General features: G+C 70.4%; 17 protein-coding genes. 3 read left to right on the top strand and 14 right to left on the bottom strand.

The features are described 5' to 3' along the window. Window position 1: 1 nt before the first annotated feature. Window positions 2-1,360: a 4-aminobutyrate--2-oxoglutarate transaminase gene (gene gabT / locus AA0Y20_RS07170; RefSeq protein ID WP_412938367.1), complete on the bottom strand. Its 1,359-nt coding sequence runs from the start codon at window positions 1,358-1,360 to the stop codon at window positions 2-4. A gap of 83 nt (window positions 1,361-1,443) precedes the next feature. Here gabT and AA0Y20_RS07165 point away from each other — a divergent pair, with 83 nt between their 5' ends. Then, complete coding sequence (locus tag AA0Y20_RS07165; RefSeq protein ID WP_413332356.1) at window positions 1,444-2,970, top strand: PucR family transcriptional regulator; 1,527 nt, start codon at window positions 1,444-1,446, stop codon at window positions 2,968-2,970. A gap of 91 nt (window positions 2,971-3,061) precedes the next feature. Here the strand turns inward: AA0Y20_RS07165 and AA0Y20_RS07160 are convergent, their stop codons facing one another. Next, window positions 3,062-4,546, bottom strand: a complete 1,485-nt coding sequence (locus tag AA0Y20_RS07160) for a helix-turn-helix domain-containing protein (RefSeq protein ID WP_412938365.1) — start codon at window positions 4,544-4,546, stop codon at window positions 3,062-3,064. 131 nt (window positions 4,547-4,677) lie between these two features. Here AA0Y20_RS07160 and aceA point away from each other — a divergent pair, with 131 nt between their 5' ends. Continuing rightward, the gene (gene aceA, locus AA0Y20_RS07155) at window positions 4,678-5,985 is read left to right on the top strand and encodes an isocitrate lyase (RefSeq protein WP_412938364.1); all 1,308 of its coding nucleotides are present in this window, start codon (window positions 4,678-4,680) and stop codon (window positions 5,983-5,985) included. A 120-nt stretch (window positions 5,986-6,105) separates the two neighbouring features. After that, window positions 6,106-7,761 (top strand): malate synthase A, encoded by a 1,656-nt coding sequence (gene aceB, locus AA0Y20_RS07150; RefSeq protein WP_412938363.1) that lies wholly within the window; start codon window positions 6,106-6,108, stop codon window positions 7,759-7,761. A gap of 93 nt (window positions 7,762-7,854) precedes the next feature. On the opposite strand, the gene AA0Y20_RS07145 is transcribed toward aceB, so the two are convergent. The 12 genes from AA0Y20_RS07145 to AA0Y20_RS07090 all read right to left on the bottom strand — a co-directional run bounded on the left by AA0Y20_RS07145 (window position 7,855) and on the right by AA0Y20_RS07090 (window position 20,518). Continuing rightward, a complete protein-coding gene (locus AA0Y20_RS07145) occupies window positions 7,855-8,829 on the bottom strand; it encodes a hypothetical protein (protein WP_412938361.1) in 975 nt (324 codons plus the stop codon). Window positions 8,830-8,973: 144 nt separating this feature from the next. Further along, window positions 8,974-9,609: a response regulator gene (locus AA0Y20_RS07140; RefSeq protein ID WP_412938359.1), complete on the bottom strand. Its 636-nt coding sequence runs from the start codon at window positions 9,607-9,609 to the stop codon at window positions 8,974-8,976. Next, a complete protein-coding gene (locus AA0Y20_RS07135) occupies window positions 9,606-10,790 on the bottom strand; it encodes a sensor histidine kinase (protein ID WP_412938358.1) in 1,185 nt (394 codons plus the stop codon). The genes AA0Y20_RS07140 and AA0Y20_RS07135 overlap by 4 nt, the downstream gene beginning before the upstream one ends. 15 nt (window positions 10,791-10,805) lie before the next feature. After that, complete coding sequence (locus AA0Y20_RS07130; RefSeq protein WP_412938357.1) at window positions 10,806-11,681, bottom strand: ABC transporter permease; 876 nt, start codon at window positions 11,679-11,681, stop codon at window positions 10,806-10,808. Next, the gene (locus AA0Y20_RS07125) at window positions 11,678-12,559 is read right to left on the bottom strand and encodes an ABC transporter ATP-binding protein (protein ID WP_412938355.1); all 882 of its coding nucleotides are present in this window, start codon (window positions 12,557-12,559) and stop codon (window positions 11,678-11,680) included. Before AA0Y20_RS07125 ends, AA0Y20_RS07130 begins: the two co-directional genes overlap by 4 nt. Before the next feature lie 94 nt (window positions 12,560-12,653). Next, window positions 12,654-13,682, bottom strand: coding sequence for an Lrp/AsnC family transcriptional regulator (locus AA0Y20_RS07120; protein ID WP_412938353.1), 1,029 nt, complete (start codon window positions 13,680-13,682; stop codon window positions 12,654-12,656). Further along, the gene (locus AA0Y20_RS07115; RefSeq protein WP_412938352.1) at window positions 13,682-14,587 is read right to left on the bottom strand and encodes an alpha/beta fold hydrolase; all 906 of its coding nucleotides are present in this window, start codon (window positions 14,585-14,587) and stop codon (window positions 13,682-13,684) included. The genes AA0Y20_RS07120 and AA0Y20_RS07115 overlap by 1 nt, the downstream gene beginning before the upstream one ends. A gap of 43 nt (window positions 14,588-14,630) precedes the next feature. After that, window positions 14,631-15,818 (bottom strand): M24 family metallopeptidase, encoded by a 1,188-nt coding sequence (locus AA0Y20_RS07110; protein WP_412938350.1) that lies wholly within the window; start codon window positions 15,816-15,818, stop codon window positions 14,631-14,633. After that, window positions 15,808-16,710, bottom strand: coding sequence for an ABC transporter permease (locus AA0Y20_RS07105; protein WP_412938349.1), 903 nt, complete (start codon window positions 16,708-16,710; stop codon window positions 15,808-15,810). Before AA0Y20_RS07105 ends, AA0Y20_RS07110 begins: the two co-directional genes overlap by 11 nt. Continuing rightward, window positions 16,707-17,669 (bottom strand): ABC transporter permease, encoded by a 963-nt coding sequence (locus tag AA0Y20_RS07100; RefSeq protein WP_412938347.1) that lies wholly within the window; start codon window positions 17,667-17,669, stop codon window positions 16,707-16,709. Before AA0Y20_RS07100 ends, AA0Y20_RS07105 begins: the two co-directional genes overlap by 4 nt. Window positions 17,670-17,687: 18 nt before the next feature. Next, complete coding sequence (locus tag AA0Y20_RS07095; protein WP_413332346.1) at window positions 17,688-19,319, bottom strand: ABC transporter substrate-binding protein; 1,632 nt, start codon at window positions 19,317-19,319, stop codon at window positions 17,688-17,690. Further along, the gene (locus tag AA0Y20_RS07090; RefSeq protein WP_412938344.1) at window positions 19,310-20,518 is read right to left on the bottom strand and encodes a dipeptidase; all 1,209 of its coding nucleotides are present in this window, start codon (window positions 20,516-20,518) and stop codon (window positions 19,310-19,312) included. Before AA0Y20_RS07090 ends, AA0Y20_RS07095 begins: the two co-directional genes overlap by 10 nt. Between the last annotated feature and the right edge of the window lie 34 nt (window positions 20,519-20,552).

Genomic DNA, 20,552 nt, shown 5'->3' with positions numbered 1-20,552 from the left:
CTCAGACCCGCCCGAGTGCTGCGGCGACGACGTCGAGGCCCTCGCCGAGCAGATCGTCGCCGATCGAGAGCGGCGGCAGGAAGCGGATGACGTTGCCGAACGTGCCGCACGTCAGCACGATGACACCCTCGGCGATGCAGGCCTTCGCGACAGCAGACGTCAGGGCGGCATCGGGAGCGCCGGTGACCGGATCGACGAACTCGGCGGCGATCATCGCGCCGAGCCCGCGCACGTCGCCGATACGGGGGTCGGTCTCGCGAAGCGCATCGAGCCGCGCCTTCAGCAGTGTTCCGATCTCCTGCGCGCGCTCGATCAGGCCGTCGTTCTCGAAGGCGTCGATCGAGGCGAGCGCCGCGGCGCAGGCGACCGGGTTGCCGCCGTAGGTGCCGCCGAGGCCGCCGGGGTGAGAGGCGTCCATGAGGTCGGCGCGCCCGGTCACGGCGGCGAGCGGCAGCCCGGCCGCGATGCCCTTCGCGGTCGTGATGAGGTCGGGGACGATGCCGAAGTGCTCGCTGGCGAACATCGCGCCGGTGCGCGCGAACCCGGTCTGCACCTCATCGGCGATGAACACGACGCCGTTCTCGCGGCACCAGTCGGCGATCGCGGGCAGGAACCCGTCGGCGGGCACGATGAAGCCGCCCTCGCCCTGGATGGGCTCGATGATGACCGCCGCCAGGTTGTCGGCGCCGATCTGCTTCTCGATCTGCGAGATCGCCCGCGCCGCGGCATCCTGACCCGACAGGCCGTCGCGGAACGGATACGACAGCGGCGCGCGGTACACCTCGGGGGCGAAAGGCCCGAACCCGCTTTTGTACGGCATCGACTTCGCGGTGAGCGCCATCGTGAGGTTCGTCCGGCCGTGGTAGCCGTGGTCGAACGCGACGACCGCGGGTCGGCCCGTCGCCTTGCGCGCGATCTTCACGGCGTTCTCGACCGCCTCGGCGCCTGAGTTGAACAGCGCGGTCTTCTTCTCGTGATCGCCGGGGGTGAGGCGGTTCAGCGCTTCGGCGACGGCGACGTACGACTCGTAGGGGGAGATCATGAAGCAGGTGTGGGTGAACTGGGCCACCTGCGCCTGGACCGCGGCGACGACCGCGGGGTGCGCGTTGCCGACCGAGGTCACGGCGATGCCCGAGCCGAGGTCGATGAGCGAGTTCCCGTCGGCGTCGACGACGACCCCGCCACCCGCGGCCACGGCATGGATCGGGGCCGTGTGGCCGACACCGGCCGGAACGGCGGCGGCCTTGCGGGCCAGCAGCTCCTCGGAACGGGGTCCGGGAATCGCGGTGACGACGCGGCGCTCCTGCGGGAGGGTCGGGCCGCCGAGGGGGATGGTCGGCGTCGAGGTCGAGGTGCTCATTCCGCGACAGTAAAACGCGTGCGCACAACCCGCATTCACCGGGTTGTACAGTGAGCGCACCTCTTATCGCCAGCATGTACAGGATGCCGATGCCCGCCGCCCCTCCCCCGTCACCGACGATCCGCGCGCTGCTGGCCCGACGCGAGCTCGAGCTGCGACTCGCGACACCCGCCGACGACCCCAGCCTCGACGCGCCCGTGCGCTGGGTGCACAGTTCCGACCTGACCGACCCGACCCCCTTCCTCTCGGAGGACGTCGTCCTGCTCACGACCGGCACGCAGTTCGATCCCGACGCCGATGCGGGCGCCGAAGCCGAGGCGTATGTCGACCGGCTTCGGGCTCGCGGCGTGAGGGGACTCGGTTTCGGCACCGAGGTCGTGCGCGACGGCATCCCCGATTCCCTGCGGGTCGCCTGCAGCGCGGCGGGCATGCCGCTGTTCGAGGTTCCCTACCGGACGCCGTTCATCGCCGTCGCGCGAGCAGCCGCCGAGGCCATCGCAGCACAGGCGTACGCCCGTCGCAGCTGGGCGCTCGACGCCCAGCGAGCCCTCTCGATCGCCGCATTGCGCCCCGACGGCTTCGACGCGACGCTCGCCGAGCTCGCGCGTCAGCTCGGCGCGTGGGTCGATCTCTACGACGCCTCGGGCACGCTGACGCACGAGCACGCGCCCGGCGGGCTCGTGGTCGACCCGGAGCTGCGCCGCGCCGTCGATGCTGAGGCGGCGGCGCTCCTGCGACGGGGCGGCGGAACCGGCGCTGCGATGCGGCTGGCGGGGCACCCGGTGACGCTGCAGACTCTCGGCTCGGGCGGCAAGCAGGGGGTCCTCGTCATCGCGGGCTGGGAGCTCGACCAGGATGCCCGCGCCGTGGTCACCGCCGTGGTCGCGATGACCGGTCTCGCTCTCGAGCAGCGCCGGATGACCGCCGGCGCGTGGAGCGGACTGCGTGCAGCCCTCGTCGACCTTCTGGCCGACGGTCACCTCGCGCTCGCGCGACGTGTCGCCACCGACGCGTGGGGCGGCTTCCCCGCCGCGCCCTATGTCGTCGCGGTGGCCGATGCGCATGCGCCGACGGGCGCCCGCGAGGTGCTCGACAACCACGCCGCGGCGGGCGGGCTCTTCTACGGACGCGATGAGGACGGCGTGCTCCTCATCGTCGCGGCATCCGAGCGTCGGGTGCTCGACGACATCGCCGCGCGACTGACGTGGCGGCTCGGAACCGCCGCAGCCGCGGCGGACGACGACGTGACGTCCGCCCGCGATCGAGCCCGACTCGCGCGCGACCGCGGCCGACCGGGGGTGGCGACCGACGTCGTCGATGCTCCGGGCGATCTGCTCGACGACCTCGCGACGGCCCCCTCGCGAGCCCGCGCCGGTGCGGAGCTCGCGCCTCTCCGGGCCCACGATGCCCGGCACGGCACGGCACTCGAGGCAACGCTCGTCGCCTGGCTCGACCACGACGGCGCCCACGAGTCGACGGCGCGCGCCCTCGGAGTGCACCGGCATACCGTCCGTACGCGCATCGCCCTCGCCCAGCGCCTGCTCGGCCGTGACCTGTCGACCTTCGCCGACCGCGCCGCCGTCTGGACCGCGCTCCGCCTCTCCCCCTGACCCCGGGCGCTCTTCTCCCCCGTCGACTCGCCACGAAATGCGGATCCGGGCCCCGCCGCATCCACCGTTTCTGGCGAGTCGACGGAAGACGTCAGGACGGGGCGTGCGCCTCCAGGAACGCGTAGAGGTCGGTCGTGTCGACGCCCGGGAACGCACCGGTCGGCAGGGTCGCGAGCAGCGTGCGCGGCGTCTTCACGTTCGGCCAGGCGGCGGAGCGCCACCGCTCCTCGAGGTCTGCCGGTGCCCGTCGGCAGCAGACGTCGACCGAGTGCCGCGACACGCCGCGGTGGGTCGTGTCGCGCCCGAGGAACCACTTCGTGTCGTCGAACCGCACGCCGACGCTCACCGAGTGCGCGCCCTCGCTCGAATGCTCGACACGAGCCGTGCACCAGTAGGTGCCGTTGCCGGTGTCGGTGTACTGGTAGTACGGGTTGAACCGGTCGTCGACGTCGAACACCGTGCGGCTCGTCCACTCCCGGCAGCACAGCTGACCCTCGATGGCGCCGAGGCGATCGGTCGGGAAGTCGACGTCGTCGTTCTCGTAGGCCTTCGTGATCGTGCCCGACTCGTGCACCTTGAGGAAATGCACCGGGATGCCGAGATGCTCGGTCGCCAGATTCGTGAACCGGTGCGCCGCCGTCTCATACGACACCGAGTACGCGTCGCGCAGATCCTCGATCGAGATCGCGCGCCGCTCCTTCGCCTCGCGCAGGGCGGGCGCGGCATCCGCTTCGGGGATCAGCAGCGCCCCCGTGAGGTAGTTGGTCTCGACCCGCTGCCTCAGGAACTCGTCGTAGCTGGTCGGCTCGGTGTGCCCGAGCACGCGGCTCGACAGCGCCTGCAGCACCGCCGTCCGGGGATCGGCCGGCGTGGCGGCGGCGAGTCGACTCGAGAGGTAGAGCCGGCCGTTGACGAGGTCGGCGACGCTGCGGGTCGTCTGCGGCAGATCCGCGACGTGATGGATGCTGAAGCCGAGGTGCCCCGCGATGTCGCTGGCCGTCCGCTGCGTCACGGGGCCGCCCGGGTGCCCGACCGCCGCGAGCAGCTCGCGTGCCCGCTGCTCGAGCTCGGGGAAGTAGTTGTTCTGCCTGCGCATGCGGCGGCGCAGGGCGACGTTGGCGCGCCTGGCCTCTTCGGGCGTCGCCGCGCGTTCGTCGTGCAGCCGCTCGATCTCGCCCTGCAGTGCGAGAAGCGCGCGCAGCACCTCGTCGGGCACGCCGCGCGGGATGCGGAAAGGCGTGATCCCGGCGCTGCGGAACGTCGGACCCGCCATCGCCCGTGCCACCTCGATCTCGAGGGCGGCACGAGGATCGAGCTCTTCCGATTCGAGCAGCGCATCGAGCGAGGTCCCGAGTGCGCGGGCGATCGTGCGCAGCAGTGACAGCTTCGGCTCGCGACGGCCGTTCTCGATCATCGAGAGCTGGCTCGGCGCACGTCCGACCGCGGCGGCGAGGTCGTCGAGGGTCATCCCCCGCCCGGTCCGGATCTGCCGGATGCGGCGACCGATCGTGAAGGCGTCCATGTCCTCATCGTCGAGCGCCGGTCCGGCACCGGCGGCGGCATCCTCGCGCGTCATGGCGGGATTCTGTCACGAAAGCAGAAGATCGGGCGATCTTCTCTCCGAGGGCGCCGGGGGCGTGCGGACAAGTTCGCCCACAGTGGTCTCCACGACGGGCAGAGCAGCCCGTTCCGACGAAGGAGACCGAGATGACCACGATTCCCGCTCCGGGTCCGCTGCGGCCCGGCGACCAGACCCAGACCGCCGCCGAGCTCGAGGAGCTGTGGCAGAACGACCCGCGCTGGGACGGCATCGAGCGCACCTTCAGTGCAGACGACGTCATCCGGCTCCGGGGCTCCGTGCGGGAGGACGCGACCCTTGCGCGTCGCGGCGCGGAGTCGCTGTGGAACCTCCTCCACACCGAGGAGTACGTCCGCGCTCTGGGCGCGTACACGGGAGGCCAGGCCGTCCAGCAGGTGCGTGCCGGCCTGAAAGCGATCTACCTCTCCGGATGGCAGGTCGCCGCCGACGCCAACCTCGCCGGGCAGACCTACCCCGACCAGAGCCTGTACCCCGCCAACTCGGTGCCCGCCGTCGTCCGGCGCATCACCAACGCGCTGCTGCGCCAGGACCAGATCGAGCACGCCGAGGGCAGCCGCACGCGCGACTGGCTCGCCCCGATCGTCGCCGACGGAGAGGCGGGGTTCGGCGGCCCGCTGAACGCCTACGAGCTCGCGGCATCCCTCATCGCCGCCGGCGCCGCCGGCACCCATTGGGAGGACCAGCTCGCGAGCGAGAAGAAGTGCGGCCACCTCGGCGGCAAGGTGCTGGTGCCGACGGCCCAGCACATCCGCACGCTCAACGCCGCGCGGCTGGCGGGGGATGTCGCGGGGGTTCCCGCGATCGTCATCGCTCGCACCGACGCGCTGGGCGCCGACCTCATCACGAGCGACGTGGACGAGCGCGACCGCCCATTCCTCACCGGCGAGCGCACGAGCGAGGGGTTCTACCGCACACGTGCCGGGATCGAACCGGTCATCGCACGAGGCCTGGCGTTCGCGCCCTACGCGGACCTGCTGTGGGTCGAGACCGGCGAGCCCGACATCGAGCTGGCGCGCGAGTTCGCCGCCGCCGTCCACGCCGAGCATCCCGGCAAGCTGCTCGCGTACAACTGCTCACCCAGCTTCAACTGGAAGCGGCACCTCGGCGACGCGGAGATCGCGACGTTCCAGGCCGAGCTGGCCGAGCTGGGCTACCGGTTCCAGTTCATCACCCTGGCCGGCTTCCACGCCCTCAATCACTCGATGTTCGAGCTCGCCCGAGGCTACGCGGACCGCGCCATGAGCGCGTACGTCGAGCTGCAGCAGGCGGAGTTCGACGCCGAGGCGCACGGCTACACCGCCACGCGCCACCAGCGCGAAGCCGGCACCGGCTACTTCGACGCCCTCTCGACGGCGCTCAACCCCGACAGCGCCACCCTCGCCTTGGCCGGATCGACCGAGGCATCCCAGTTCTAACCCATCCCCTCCCCCGTCGACTCGCCACAGAATGCCGATCCGGCACCCCCGGCATCCGCATCTTCCGGCGAGTCGACGGGAAAGACCACAGGAGACGAGACCATGACCATCGCAGACACCATGACAGAGACACAGACTCAGCGCCGGCGACGCACCTGGACGGGACCCGTCGCCGTGCAGACGCACGACCCCGCGATCGAGGTGCGCGGCGAGATGCATCCGCGATTCGACGAGATCCTCACCCCCGACGCCCTCGACTTCGTCGCCGCGCTGCACGACCGGTTCGCAGGAAGACGACACGACCGCCTCGCCGATCGGATGCGGCGCCGCTTCGAGATCGGCAACGGGGCCGACCCCTCATTCCGCAGCGACACCGCGCACATCCGCGACGACGACTCGTGGCGGGTCGCGGGCGCCGGGCCCGGCCTCGAAGACCGCCGCGTCGAGATCACGGGCCCCACCGACCCCAAGATGACGATCAACGCGCTGAACTCGGGGGCCCGGGTATGGCTCGCCGATCAGGAGGACGCGACCTCGCCGACCTGGCGCAACGTCATCGGCGGGCAGCTGTCGCTGCGCGACGCGATCCGCGGCGAGCTCGAGCACACCGGTCCCGACGGGCGGCGCTACGCCGTCACCGCCGCGCGCACCCCGACGATCGTCATGCGCCCGCGCGGCTGGCACCTCACCGAGAAGCACCTCGCCTACACCGATCGCACCGGTCGCACGCTCGACGCCTCCGGGTCACTGGTCGACTTCGGGCTGTACGCGTTCCACAACGCCGTGCGGCTGGTCGACGACGGTCGCGGGCCGTACTTCTACCTCGCCAAGCTCGAGTCGAGCGCGGAGGCGCAGCTGTGGGACGACGTGTTCTCGTTCACCGAGCGCCGGCTCGGACTGGACCACGGCACCATCCGGGCCACCGTGCTCATCGAGACTCTTCCCGCGGCGTTCGAGATGGACGAGATCCTCTTCGCCCTCCGGGATCACTGCGCCGGCCTCAACGCCGGGCGCTGGGACTACATCTTCTCGATGATCAAGAACTACCGCGGCCGCGGAGCGCGATTCGTGCTGCCCGACCGCAGCGCTGTGACCATGACCGTGCCGTTCATGCGCGCGTACACCGAGCTGCTCGTGAAGACCTGCCACCGGCGGGGCGCGCACGCGATCGGCGGAATGAGCGCGTTCATCCCGAACCGCCGGAACCCCGAGGTCACCCGCGCCGCATTCGAGAAGGTCGCCGCCGACAAGCGGCGCGAGGCAGGCGACGGCTTCGACGGGACCTGGGTCGCTCACCCCGACCTCATCCCCGTTGCGCGTACAGAGTTCGATGCCGTGCTCGGCGACCGCCCGAACCAGCTCGACCGGCAGCGCGACGACGTCGAGGTCGCGGCATCCGAGCTGATCGACTGCCACATCGGGCTGCCGATCACGACGGCCGGGGTGCGCGCGAACGTGTCGGTCGCCGTGCGCTACCTCGAGGCCTGGCTGCGCGGTATCGGCGCCGTCGCGATCGACGACCTCATGGAGGATGCAGCGACCGCCGAGATCAGCCGGTCGCAGATCTGGCAGTGGATCCACCAGGACCGCACAACGGATGACGGCACCCCCATCACTCACGCCTGGGTCGATGGCCTCGTCGACGACGTGCTCGCCGAGGCCGAACGCCGCGACGGCGACCGCTTCGACGACGCGGCGGCCCTGTTCCGCGAGGTCGCGCTGGGCTCCGACTTCCCCGCGTTCCTGACCCTCCCCGCCTACGCGAGATACCTCTGAGGCTCCGAGCTCCCCGTCGACTCGCCACGAAACGCGGATCCCGAACCCCAGACATCCGCAGTTCCTGGCAAGTCGACGGGGCAGGAGCCGGGGTCAGGGGGCGGGGAGAGAGTCGACGAGGAGGGCGACCACCTCGGGAGGAGCGGGCCGGGCCTGGAAATCGGTGCCGATGATGCGCTGGCAGCCGTCGAGCTCGACCGTCACCGGCGCGTTCACCGCGCTCTTCACGGTGCGCGGATGCAGCACGACGAATCGGGATGCCGCATCGCCGCAAGCCGGGGCCGCGGCAGGGCCGGCCGCCGCGGTGAGAACCTCATGCGCCGAAGTGGCGTCGAGTGAGAACGCAGTCGCGAACAGGCCTCCTTCGACGGTGAAGGTCGGCGTTCCGACGGCGTCGTCCGGGGCATCGGGGGCATCAGCCTGGTAGACGCATGCCAGCGCGCGGTCGACGTCGACCGACGGGTGCGTCTCGGGCGGCGTCCACCCGAGGACCGTAAGCGGGGCCACATCCGCGCGCGTCTCGCAGCCTGCCGTCGTCGCATCGCGCAGTTCGACGCGCTCGGCGGCTGAGAAGGTACGGTCGACGACCTCGAGACGAGCCAGAGCCGCGAGCGGTTCGTCCTCCTTGGGCCCGCCGCACGCGGTCGACGGGAACGACAGCGGCACGAAGCGGCCCGCCGCATCGGTCGCCCAGATCGCGCGGAACGCGTATCCGACGGCGGGGCAGACGGCCGCCGGCCCGGGATCGCTGGGTGCCGCCATCGCGTCGAGGAACTCGGTGAGATCACCTTCGTAGCGCCGCACCTCGTTGCCGGCGATGACGCCGTCGGCATCCTCGCGCGTCACGCCGTTGGCGCACTCCAGCACCGCGACGACCTCGAAGCCGTCAGGGACGAGACCCGCGCCGGAGAGCGGGTTGAGCATCGGGTCCGGGCACGACATCGTCTCCGCCACGGTCGCGACCTCACGGACGGGCGGCGGCCCGAGCGGGATGGACGCGCACCCCGCGAGCGACAGCACCACCGCCGCCCCCGCCGCTCCCGTGGCCAGCGCGGTCCGCATCCGCATCCGCATATATCCCTCCCCCTGCCCCGATCCTCCCCACGCTACGACAGCCCCGCATAACGTTCGTCGACTCGCCGTGAACTGCGAATCCCGACCCCACCGGATCCGCGTTTCTTGGCGAGTCGACGGGGAGACGAGAGAGCAGGGTCAGGGAAGCAGGCCGCGCTCCAGCGCGAGGGTCACGGCACGGGTCCGGCTGTCGACGCCGAGCTTGTCGTAGACGCGGAGCAGGTGCGTCTTCACCGTCGACTCGCCGATCCCCAGCTGCACCGCGATCTGCTTGTTGCCGTGTCCGGCCGCGACGAGACGCAGCACGTCGGTCTCGCGTGGAGTGAGAGCGGATGCCGCGGCCTCGGGCTGCCGCATCCGTTCCACCAACCGCACCGCGACGGCCGGCGAGAGCGCCGTCTGCCCGGCGGCGACCGACCGGATGCCGGCCACGATCTCCTCCCGCGGCGCCGCCTTCAGCAGATAGCCGCTGGCTCCGGCCTCGATGGCCGCGAGGATCTGGTCATCGCTCTCGTAGGTCGTGAGGATCAGCACCCGCGGCCCCGAGCTGCCTTCGCGCGCCGCTACGATGCGAGCCGTTGCGGCGACACCGTCGAGCATCGGCATCCGCAGATCCATGAGGATGACGTCGGGGCGCAGCTCGGCGGTGAGCCGGACGGCCTCGGCTCCGTCGGCGGCCTCGGCGATCACGTCGAAGCCCGGCTCGTCGGCGAGCAGACCCGCGAGGCCCGAGCGGACGACCGGATGGTCGTCGGCGATCAGCAGACGGATCATGCCGGCACCGCCAGGGAGGCGCCCGCGACAGGTGTTCCCTGCGACGCGGGCAGCCGGACCGTGAGAGTCGTCCCGGCACCCGCCGCAGCGGCGACCTCGACGGTTCCGCCGGCGAGGGCCACCCGATCGCTCATGCCGTCGAGGCCGTAACCGGTGCGGGGCGACGCGACGTCGAACCCGCGCCCGTCGTCCTCGACGGCCAGTCGGAGGGCGCCGTCATCCTCGCGTGAGAGCGACACGGTGACGCGCGCCGCTCCCGCATGCTTGCGCACGTTCGCCAGCGCCTCCTGGAGGCAGCGCAGTGCAACGACCTGCGTCTCGCGGTCGACCCCGGAGGCCGTGTCGACGACCGAGATCTCCAACCCGGTGTCGGCGCGGAACCGCTCGGCGAGCCGTTCGACCGCGGCAGCGAGAACGGGGTCGGCCGGGACGGCGGCGGTCCGCGCGACGATGGCGCGCGCCTCGCCCAGCGCGTCGCGGGCCGCGACCTCGAGACGCTGGACCGCCGCCGCTGCGCCGTCGGTGTCACCGGCGTGGGAACGCCGCCCGGCCTGTTCGGCGAGCATGACGATCCCGGCGAGGGTCTGAGCGAGCGTGTCGTGGATCTCGCGGGCCAAGTGCTCCCGCTCGTCGGCCGCGCCCTTGTCGCGGCTGAGGGCCGCGACCTGCTGCTGTGCCCGAGACAGCTCGTCGAGCAGACGCGCGCGCTCCGTTCCGTATGCGGCGATCGCCGAGATCCACCACCCCATCGCGATCGAGAACGCTACCGAGAGCACCGCGACCGCTGCGCCCTGCGCGACGACCTCGGGGACGAATGCGTAGCCACCGGCGTATCCGACGAAGAGTCCCGCGCCGATCGCGATCGAGCCGGTCACGCCGTCGCGCCGGAGCGGCGCGAAGATCCACACGAGGGGGTAGACGATCACCTGCATCGTCGACAGGGATGCGTCGGCGAACGACATCGCGGCCATCGCCACCGTCGCGACGACGGTGAACACAGTGAATCGCCGGGCGTCCTCGTCGCCTGCCGTGGGGCGCGCGACCAGATACGCGACGACCAGCAGCACGAGACCCGCGACCGCCCAGGGCAGCCGATCGGTCGACCCGCCGACGATCAGGATGCCGACGCCGAGGGCGAGCACGACACCGAGGGCGACATCCACCCAGCTGCGACTGATCACGACACCATCCTGCCCTCAGCGGATGCGGGCGCGGATACGGGCGGCTGCGAGCACCGTGAACGCGACGGCCACCACGGCCAGGACCACCGCGGCGACCCAGACCGGAACGGTCGCCGAACCCACCTGCAGATCGAGACCGTAGACGCGGCTCAGCTCGTCGACCGCGCCCGGCGCGCCGCCGGCGAGGCGATCGAGCGGATCGACCGCGAACTCGCGTCGGACGAGCATCGCCGACTGGGCGAACGGAAGGACGCCGACGGCATCCCGTACCGCATCGGGGAACGAGCCGACGGGGATGTAGGCCCCCGCGACGAAGCCCGTCAGGGTTCCCACGAGCGTCGAGAGCCCCGAGTACGACCCGCTGGTGCGGAGGAACGAGACCACGAACGCCCAGAGCGCGGTGTACGCCGCCACCGACAGGACGGTCCACAACACGATGCGGGTGATCTGACCGGCGTCGGGGAGGGTGCCACCGGTCAACCCGAGGTATGCCAGGGCCACGACGAGCACGATCAGGGTCGTGATCAGGCCGATGATGAACGCCGACCCGAGATAGCCGAGCACGAGCTGCGCGCGACGCACGGGAGAGACGAGGAAGTCGCGGAACCGTCCGGTCGCGGCATCCTCGACGAACGTCGACAGCGCGCCGAGCGGCGTCGTGACCGCCGCGACGGCGACGACGCCGGCGAACATCCACGAGTCGACGAAATCGCGGGCCGCGTCGGCGTCGAACCCCGGGGTCGCCGCGAGCGAATCGACCTGCATCTGCCCGAGGAACAGGGCGTAGAGGAGGAACACCACGAGCGCACCGGTGAGCGAGAAGAAGACACCGAGCGGGTCTCGGTAGAACAGCCGGAGGTTGCGCCCGACATAGGCCCGCACGGTCTTCATCGCGCTCCCTCCCCCGTCGTGGTGTGGCCGGTCAGAGCGAGGAAGACGTCGTCCATGCGGCCGTGCCGGAACTCGAAGTCGAGCACCGCGTCACCCCGATCGGCGAGGATCCTCCGCGCCTCCGCGGCATCCGCCACCGGGATGCGCTCGTCGCCCTCAGCCGTGACGAGCGACAGGATGCTGGAGCTGTACCGCGCGCGCAGCTGCGCCGGTGTCCCGTCGGCGACGATGCGCCCGCGGTCGATGATGCACACCTGATCGGCCTCCTCCGTCTCCTCCAGGTAGTGGGTCGTGAGGAAGACGGTGAGTCCCACCCGCTCGCGGAGCTCGTGGATCGTCCGCCACACCATCTGCCGGCTCGCCGGGTCGAGTCCCGTCGTCGGCTCGTCCAGGAAGACGATCTCCGGGTCGTGCAGCAGTGCGCGTGCGATGTCGGCGCGGCGACGCTGGCCGCCCGAGAGCCGGCCGTAGCGGCGGTCGATGAACTCGCCCAGGTCGATGATGTCGGCGAGACGCTCGATGCGATCCCGGATCGCCGCGGCCGAACCGAGGTACGGCCGGGCGCGAACCGTCAGGTTCTCGCGGACGGTGAGCGCGGCGTCGAGCAGCGAGTCCTGGAACACGACCCCGATCGCCCGCCGTACGGCGTCGCCCTCGGCCCGCACGTCGTGGCCGGCGACCTCGAGCTGCCCGGCGTCGGGCTCGATCACCGTCGTGAGGGCCCCGATGGTCGTCGACTTGCCGGCCCCGTTCGTCCCGAGGAACGCGAAGACACCACCGGCGGGCACGTCGAAGCTCACGTCGTCGACGGCCGTCACGTCGCCGTATCTCTTGGTCAGGCCGCGCACGACGGTCGGTGCGCTCGCTCTCGTGGTCATGGTTCCAGCGTGCCCGAGAGCACACCGGCGCGGCAGAGGTCATCCGGTCGATTCGTCGTCCACCGATCGGTGGACCCCGCGCGGTCCGAACCGCTCAGGCCTCGTCGCCGTCCGCGCTCGGAGACTGCAGCTGGGCACGCCACCACGGTGTCTCGATGAACCCGCGCTTGAGGAAGAGCAGCTCCATGTTCGCCGACCAGCCCAGCACGCCGTCGAGGTGGGCGAGCGAGTCCGTGACGAAGGAGTACAGCTCGTCGACGGAGGTGGTGATCACCTCGCACAGGAGGGAGTTCTGGTCGAGCGTCGCGGCGAGGTAGCGGACGAACGGGTACCGGGCGAGCTCACGGGCCACCGCCTCCATCCGTGCCGGCGCGACCGTGACCGAGAGGAACGTCTCGGCCTCCATCCCGAGGGCCGCCGACTGCACGAGCGTGACGACGTCCACGCACCGGTGCTCCTTCATCCGGTCGAACCGCCGCCGGACGCTCGACTCGTTGAGTCCGACCACCTCGCCGACCCGCTGGAACGACTCGCGGCCGTCGTGGCGGAGAACGTCGAGGATCTGCCGATCCACGTCGTCGAGATGATCGGGGTCGCACGTCTCGTCGCTGTCGGTCTCGGTGGCGACCGGCTGGTCCGATAGCAGATCGGCGTACAGCTGCCGCCCCCAGTCGTAGCTCACCTTGTACACGTGCATGATCAGATCGCTGCGCCAGCGTTCGACCCCGTCGATCGGCTGAAGGTCGAGCATGAGCTGGGGGTACCGGGTGGCGGTGCCGCGCACGACCACCTCGGCGATGATGTCGTAGCTGCCGGTCACGATCGTGCAGAAGCGGACGGAGGGGTTGCGGACCAGCTCCTCTGCGACCGCGACATGCGATCCCGGCGAGCAGTTGATGCGGACGAGGAACTGCGCGTGCGGGCCGTCGGCATCCAGGGCCGGCAGGGCGGCGACGCGCACCAGGCCGTCGGCGAGCAGCTGCTGACCGCGGCGCGAGACCGTCGAGACGGGCGCTCCGATGCGGTCCGCGATGGCGCGCCAACTGGCCCGCCCGTCGCGCTGCAGCGCGACGACGATGCGCTTGTCGACCTCGGTGAGGCGTTCGAGGACGAGCTGCCCCATCAGCGGCCCGACGCCTCCGCCGGACGCACCTCGTGCAGGAAGTCGCGAACCGTGCTCGTCCATTCCTCCGCCTGCTCGATCTGAGGTGAATGACCCGACTTCTCGAAGATCTCGAGCCGGGCTCCCGGGATGAGTCCCGCGATCGTCTCACTGCACGATACCGGGGTGATCCAGTCGGTCCGGCCTACGGTCACGAGCGTCGGGACTCCGATGCCCGGCAGCTGCGCCTTCAGGTCGTACTGCTTCAGATTCACCGAGAAGGCGTAGTTGTGTGCTTCGTACCGGTATGGCGTCGCCTGCACCTTGCGCTCGGTCGCCTCGGGGTCGTAGGTGAAGTCGTAGAGCGGAAGGATCTCGCGCCAGCAGTCGCGCAGGTCGTCGTCGTCGCGCACACGTCCCTCGTCGATGCGGTCGAACTTCTCCATGTCGACCTCGACCCGGTCGCTCGCGAGCGCGTTCTCGCGCGCCAGCGCTGCATGAGAGTTGTCGGCGGCGGTGTCCCGCAGCACGACGGCCTCGACCCGGTCCGGGTATCGGATCGCGTACTCCATCGCCATGAACCCGCCGTACGATCCGCCCGCCATGATGATGCGCTCGGCGCCCAACCACGCACGGAGGCCGTCGATGTCTGCGGCCCACTGCTCATGACTCAGCGTGCCCGACCCTTCGCTCTCGCCGCTGCCACGGGCATCGAACACGACGACGCGGTACTCGTCGGCGAGCCGGCCGAAGCTCGCGCGCGGCTCGGCTCGCGAACCCAGGCCCGGCGCACCGTGGTGGGTGATGATGACGGGCGCGTCGTCGGGGCCGAGCACCTCGACCGCCAGCTCGTTGTCGTTGATGCGCACCCGCTGGGCGGTGCTGGTCGCGCGGGCGAACTCCGGTGACACGGTCTCGTCTGCCATGGGTTTCCTTCCGATCGGGCGATGGGCGGGCGCGCGGTGGCGCCTAGAGCGGGATGACGCAGTCGTCGAGCGAGCGCGGGTATGCCGTCAGCGGCTCGGCTCCGTCGGCGGTGACGAGCATGCTGTCGCTGATGCGGTAGCCCGCATGACCGGGGATGTAGATGCCCGGCTCGTTCGAGACGATCATCCCCTCCTCGAGCACCGTGGGATCGCCGTCCTCGAGCCAGGGCGGCTCATGCATGCCGAGACCGATCCCATGCCCCTGCCGGTGCCGCAGATAACCGCCGAGACCCGCATCGCGGATGACGTCGAGGCAGACGCGGTTGCTGTCCGCGCACCGCACGCCGGCGGCGATCGCGCGCCCGCCCGCGGCCTGCGCGTCGCGCACGGCGTCGTGGTAGCGGCGCTGCTCGGGCGTCGGGTCGCCGAGGACGAAGGTCCGCTCCCCTTCGACGAAGCGTCCGCCCACGGCGGCGCCCAGAGACAGCATGAACGTGTCGCCGGGTCGAAGCCGGTACGACGACGGCAGACCGTGCGGCAGGGCCGAATTCGCAGCGGCGTAGACGAGTCCGCCCGCGAGGAACGAGATGACGACGACATCGGCGTGCTCGCGGTACATCCGTCCGATCCCGTCGCGCCCGACGTGCGCGGCGAGCTCCGCCTCGGAGGGCAGCTCGCCGCCGGCCGCGACCGCTTCGCGGACCAGCGCGACCCCCGCCTCGAGCATGAGGTCGGTGATGCGCGCGGCCTCGCGGTGCAGCGCGATCTCCTCGGGCAGCTTGACGAAGCGGGCGCGGGTGACGGCATCCGTCGGCGCGAACGCGATGTCGGGCATCGCGGCCTGCAGCAGCGCGAGGCGATGCAGGGTCATGCGGGTCGTGATGCCGACGCTGCGCGGGGCCTCGGGCGTGGCGCGAGCGAGCGGCAGGAAGGGGTTCTCGACCCCCGGGTACTCCGCGAAGTCGACGATCTCGGCTCGGGCCGACTGCTCCTCGGCGTGCTGCCTCTCGAGCGCGGGCACGAGCAGGACGGTGCGGTCGGCGTCGAGGTAGACCGCGACCGGCCGTTCGCCGGGGTGGTGGAAGAAACCGGTGAGGTAGGACACGTCCTCGGGGTCGTCCGTGATGATGGCGGAAATCCCCTCGTCGTCGAGCCGGCCGCGCAGGCGGGTCTGGATGCGGTCGTAGACGGCGGGAGCGAGGCGCTGCCGGAAGGCGGTCTCAGCGTTCATGGCTTCTCGGATTCCGTGCGTCGTTGTAGGCGATGGAGAGCAGCGTGGCGGACAGGACGAGCGCGAGGATCGCGAGCGACGGGAACAGTGTGAGCCACCAGGCGCTCACCATCGCGCCCGACTGCTGCGCCTCGAACAGGATGCGCCCCCACGACCAGGTCGTCGGATCGCCGAGTCCGAGGAACGACAGCCCGGCGGCCGAGAGCACCGCGCGCGACGCGGTCACCACGACCGAGACCACGACGACCGGCGTCACCGCGGGCAGCACATGGCGTCCGAGGATCCACACCGAGTTGCGCGTCATGAGACGCGCGGCGTCGATGTACGGCAGCTGCACGACGGCGAGCGCCTGCGACCGCACGAGGCGGGTCACCTCGGGCCACGAGAACGCCGCCACCACGAGGATGATCGTCGACGTCGAAGGCCCGACGAGGGCGGCCACGAGGATCATCAGCGGCAGGACGGGCAGCGACAGCGTGAGGTCGACCAGGACGCTGACGACGGCGTCCACCGGACGCCAGTAAGCGCCGATGATGGCGATGAGCGTTCCGAAGGCGATCGCGATGGCCGACGCCGCGAGCGCGACGAGGACCGACTGCTGCGTGCCCCACACCACTTCGGCGAAGACGTCGCGACCGAGCGCATCCGTGCCGAACCAGTGCGTGCCGCTCGGTGCCCGCAGGACGTCGGTGCCGTAGCTCGCCGGGTAGGGCGCGAGCAGCGGTGCCGCGAACGCCACGACGACGAGGCCGAGCAGGATCGCGAACGAGATCATGCCGAGCGGCTGACGGCGGAAGGCCCGCCACGTCTGTCTGCTGGCCCGCCTGCCGTCGGCTCCGGCGGTCTCGATGACGGGAGCGACGACCTCGGTCGCCGGAAGGGGGGCGGTCATGCTGTCTTCACTCTCGGGTCGAGGAAGCCGTAGGCGGTGTCGGTGAGCAGGTTCGCGACGACGACGGTGGCCGCGAGCAGCAGGAACGCCCCCTGAAGCACGGGGAAGTCGAGCTGGGTGACCGCCTCGTAGATCCCGCGTCCGATCCCGGGGTAGGCGAACACGGTCTCGGTGAGGACGGCTCCGCCGACGAGGAACCCGAGCTGCAGCCCGATGAGCGTGGTCGCCGGGAGCAGGGCGTTGCGCACGGCGTGCCGCCACAGGATGCTGCGCGGCGGCACCCCCTTCGCGCGGGCGAGTGTGATGTAGTCCTCGCCGAGGGCGTCGATCAGCGTCGCCCGCATCGTCAGCACGTACGACCCGAGCTGGATCAGGGTCAGCGAGACGACCGGCAGCACGAGATGCGACAGCACCGAGCCGTACCACTCCACCCCGTAGACCCCGTCGTCGTAGGCGCCGCCGATGGGGAAGACCCGCAGGACGAGGCCGAAGAAGAACAGCAGGACGATGCCGACCGAGGGCACGAACAGAGACTGCCCGGTCACACCGAACACCTGTACGAGCCGGTCGAGGAAACGGTTCCGGTGGGATGCCGCCAGCACGCCGAGCGGGATGCCGACGGCGATCGTCAGGAACAGCGCGGACATCGTCAGGAGCAGCGTCCACGGGAGCCGTTGCATCAGCACGTCGACCACCGGGATCGACTGCGTGAAGCTCGTGCCGAGGTTGCCCTGCAGCATCTGCCCGAGGTACAGCACGTACTGCACGATGAGCGGCTGGTCGAGGCCGTATTGGGTGAGAAGGGCCGCCCGTGTCTCGTCGGTCATGTTCGGACTCGCGATCGCGAGCGCCGGGTCACCGGGCAGGAGACGCAGCAGGAGGAATGTCACGGTCACGGCGAACAGGATCGTGAACAGCCCCCGGCCGAAGCGGCGGAGCGCGAACAGCGCGATGGACATGAGCGGGCCCTTCTCCTTTTAATCGGCGACCTTGGAGGCGCCGGCGATCGACTCGGGGTTCACGATCGACAGCAGCTCGCTGGGCTTCGAGACGAACCCGGTCCACTCCGAGCTATGGGCGACGTACAGGTTCTGCGTGTACATCACGTTGTCGTAGACCTGCTCGTGCACGATCCGTGCCGCCTCGCGCATGAGCTCGATCTTCTCGTCCTCGTCGAACGTCGAGCCGGCCTCGGCGATCAGGCCGTTCAGCTCGGGGTCGTCGACGTAGGTGTAGTTGATCGCCCCGCCCGGCAGGTACGACAGGCTGAAGTTCGTGACCGGGTCGTCCATGATCGCGAAGTTGCCCGCGTAGATGTCGTAGTCGCCCTCGTTCGTCCGGGCGAGGTACGTGTTCCGCTCCAAGCCCTGCAGCTCGATCGCGATGCCCGCCTCGGCGGCGCCATCCTTCACCAGCTGAGCCCATTGGCTCGTGACGGGGTCCTGCAGCGAGTAGAGCAGACGGAACGACACGGGGAACATGCCGTCGGCGCCGGCGGTGTACCCCGCCTGCTCCATCAGGTCGCGCGACATCCCCGGGTCGTACTCATACTCGGTGATGCCGTCGTCGTAGTACTTCGACAGCACCGGCATCAGCGGGCTCGACCCGGTCGAGACGGCCTGCCCCTGGAGCACGACGGACCGGATCGCCTCGTAGTCGGCGGCGTGCGCGAGCGCCTGGCGCACCTCGACCTTGGCCAGGTCGGCCTGCTGCATGTTGTAGGTCATGTGGGCGTATCCGAGGCCGGTGACCTCGACGACCTCGATCCCCGCCGTGTTGCGCAGCTGCTCGACCTGGGCGGGCGGCAGCGAGTTGGCGATCACGTCGACCTCACCGCTCTGCAGAGCGAGGATCTCGGTGTTGACGTCGGGGTAGACGCGGTACACCACCTGCGCGGGGATCGGCGTGCCGCCCTCGACGAGCGGGTAGTCCTCGACGCGATCGAGCGTGTAGGACTGACCCACCTGCACCCCGGTCAGAACGTACGGACCAGCGCTGACCCAGCCGCCGTCCGAGCCGTCGTTCGCGAACTCCGCGACGGACCCTGCGGGCTCGAACACGTGCTGGGGCACGACGTTCCCCCAGAAGCCGATCTCCTCGACGATGGACGAGTCGGGCTGCGACAGCGTGATCTCGACGCGGGTGTCCGACACCGCCTCCGCCGACGCGAAGTTCCCCATCTGGCCGTAGTAGGTGCCGGCGGGCGCATCCTGCTTGACGGCATTCATCGTGTAGGCGACGTCGTCGGCCGTCACCGGCTCACCGTCGCTCCACGTCACGTCGTCGCGGATCTCGTAGAACCCCGTCGTGTCGTCGACGTACCCCCACTCGACGGCGAGCTGCGGCGACTTCGAACCGTCGTCGTCGATGCTCAGCAGGTGCGGGTACATGAGGTTCGTGACCCAGTAATCGCTGCGGCTGTTGCCGATCAGGGGGTTGTAGTTGACGACATCCGTCGTCGTGGCGATCGTGAGAGTCTCGTCTCCGGCTCCGGCCGGCGTCCCCTCCGTCGCCGTAGGCGCCTGCGGAGCGCAGGAGCTCAGTGCTAGTGCGGCGGATGCCGCGATCACGCCGATGGCGGCGCGTTTGCCGTGTGATGTCACACCCATACCTCCTCGAGGACCCGCATGGTGTTGCCCCCGACGACGGCGCGGATCTCGTCGTCGGAGTAGTCGTGTGCCACGAGCCATCCGATGATGTTGCTCATCGCCTCGGCGGGGTTCTCGACGCCGTCGACGTAGGGCACCTCCTCGAACTCGACCTGCCCGTGCGCCTGCCCGAGCGACAGTTGTGCGGCGAAGGCGTGGTGCAGACCGACGTGGTCGCCGAAGAGCGTGTCGGGGCCGAAGCTGACGTGCTCGAGGCCGACGAGGTCGACGCAGTACTGGAAGTGATCCATGACCGACTCGAGCGAGTGCTTCGGGTGGGACGGCGACAGCGTCGTGTGCGGGGCAGCCTCGATGCCGATGACACCGCCGCGGCGAGCGCACTCGATGATGGTCTCGTCGGTCTTCATGCGGTTGGTGGGCCAGACGGCGCGGGCCCCCGCGTGGGTGATGAACACCGGCTTGGTCGAGGCCTTCACGACGTCGACGCACGTGCGGTCACCGGAGTGCGAGATGTCGATCGCGATCCCGAGCTTGTTCATCCGCGCGACGGCACGCTCGCCGAAGTAGGTGAGGCCGCCGTCGCCGCGCTCCTTCAGGCCGCTGCCGAGGGTGTTGGCCTCGGAGTAGGCAATTCCCATCTGGCGCACGCCGAAGCCGTAGAGCACGTCGAGCCGGTCGACCTCGTTCTCGATCATCGTCGCCGCCTCGAGCGCGAAGACATGGGCGATGCGCCCCGTCTCGTGCGCGCGCCGGATGTCGGCGAGGGTCTCGCCCTTGATGACGTAGTCCTGATGCGCGAGGTCGGCCATGCGCACGCCGAGGTCGAACAGCACGTCCTGGTACTTCCATCCGGCGTCACTCGAGATGCAGCAGGTACCGTCCATCCCGTTGTCGAACACCGCGGTCAGACCCGAGCGCGACAGGCCCTCGTAGCCGGTGGGTTCCCGGCCCTGACGGATGTGGTCCTTGAGGTAGTCCATGTCCTCGGGGAACACCTGGACGTGCTCGTGCAGCGAGATGACGACCTCGTCGCGGAGCAGGCGCTGCGCCCGGTCGGCCTGGGAGCTCGACAGCTCGAGCCCGCCGTACGCAGGGACGCGGCCGATCTGCTTCGCGTAGTCGAAGACGCGGTAGTCCACCCCGGCCTCGAGGTAGTCGTAGGCCTGATAGCCGGTGTAGCGCTCTGCTGGTTCGAGCACGGGTCCTCCTTGGTCGTAGCGGCACCCGGGCGAG

It is taken from the genome of Microbacterium pratiae, assembly GCF_047302165.1.
Taxonomy (GTDB): Bacteria; Actinomycetota; Actinomycetes; order Actinomycetales; family Microbacteriaceae; genus Microbacterium.
The sequence above is the reverse complement of the archived record's forward strand: the minus strand, read 5'-3'. Positions and strand labels throughout refer to the sequence as shown.

Excerpts from the sequence above, each read along its gene's own strand:
- gabT (WP_412938367.1), bottom strand. The coding sequence starts at position 1,360 with ATGAGCACCTCGACCTCGACGCCGACCATCCCCCTCGGCGGCCCGACC.
- AA0Y20_RS07165 (WP_413332356.1), top strand. The coding sequence starts at position 1,444 with ATGCCGATGCCCGCCGCCCCTCCCCCGTCACCGACGATCCGCGCGCTG.
- AA0Y20_RS07160 (WP_412938365.1), bottom strand. The coding sequence starts at position 4,546 with ATGACGCGCGAGGATGCCGCCGCCGGTGCCGGACCGGCGCTCGACGAT.
- aceA (WP_412938364.1), top strand. The coding sequence starts at position 4,678 with ATGACCACGATTCCCGCTCCGGGTCCGCTGCGGCCCGGCGACCAGACC.
- aceB (WP_412938363.1), top strand. The coding sequence starts at position 6,106 with ATGACAGAGACACAGACTCAGCGCCGGCGACGCACCTGGACGGGACCC.
- AA0Y20_RS07145 (WP_412938361.1), bottom strand. The coding sequence starts at position 8,829 with ATGCGGATGCGGACCGCGCTGGCCACGGGAGCGGCGGGGGCGGCGGTG.
- AA0Y20_RS07140 (WP_412938359.1), bottom strand. The coding sequence starts at position 9,609 with ATGATCCGTCTGCTGATCGCCGACGACCATCCGGTCGTCCGCTCGGGC.
- AA0Y20_RS07130 (WP_412938357.1), bottom strand. The coding sequence starts at position 11,681 with ATGAAGACCGTGCGGGCCTATGTCGGGCGCAACCTCCGGCTGTTCTAC.
- AA0Y20_RS07125 (WP_412938355.1), bottom strand. The coding sequence starts at position 12,559 with ATGACCACGAGAGCGAGCGCACCGACCGTCGTGCGCGGCCTGACCAAG.
- AA0Y20_RS07120 (WP_412938353.1), bottom strand. The coding sequence starts at position 13,682 with ATGGGGCAGCTCGTCCTCGAACGCCTCACCGAGGTCGACAAGCGCATC.
- AA0Y20_RS07115 (WP_412938352.1), bottom strand. The coding sequence starts at position 14,587 with ATGGCAGACGAGACCGTGTCACCGGAGTTCGCCCGCGCGACCAGCACC.
- AA0Y20_RS07110 (WP_412938350.1), bottom strand. The coding sequence starts at position 15,818 with ATGAACGCTGAGACCGCCTTCCGGCAGCGCCTCGCTCCCGCCGTCTAC.
- AA0Y20_RS07105 (WP_412938349.1), bottom strand. The coding sequence starts at position 16,710 with ATGACCGCCCCCCTTCCGGCGACCGAGGTCGTCGCTCCCGTCATCGAG.
- AA0Y20_RS07100 (WP_412938347.1), bottom strand. The coding sequence starts at position 17,669 with ATGTCCATCGCGCTGTTCGCGCTCCGCCGCTTCGGCCGGGGGCTGTTC.
- AA0Y20_RS07095 (WP_413332346.1), bottom strand. The coding sequence starts at position 19,319 with ATGGGTGTGACATCACACGGCAAACGCGCCGCCATCGGCGTGATCGCG.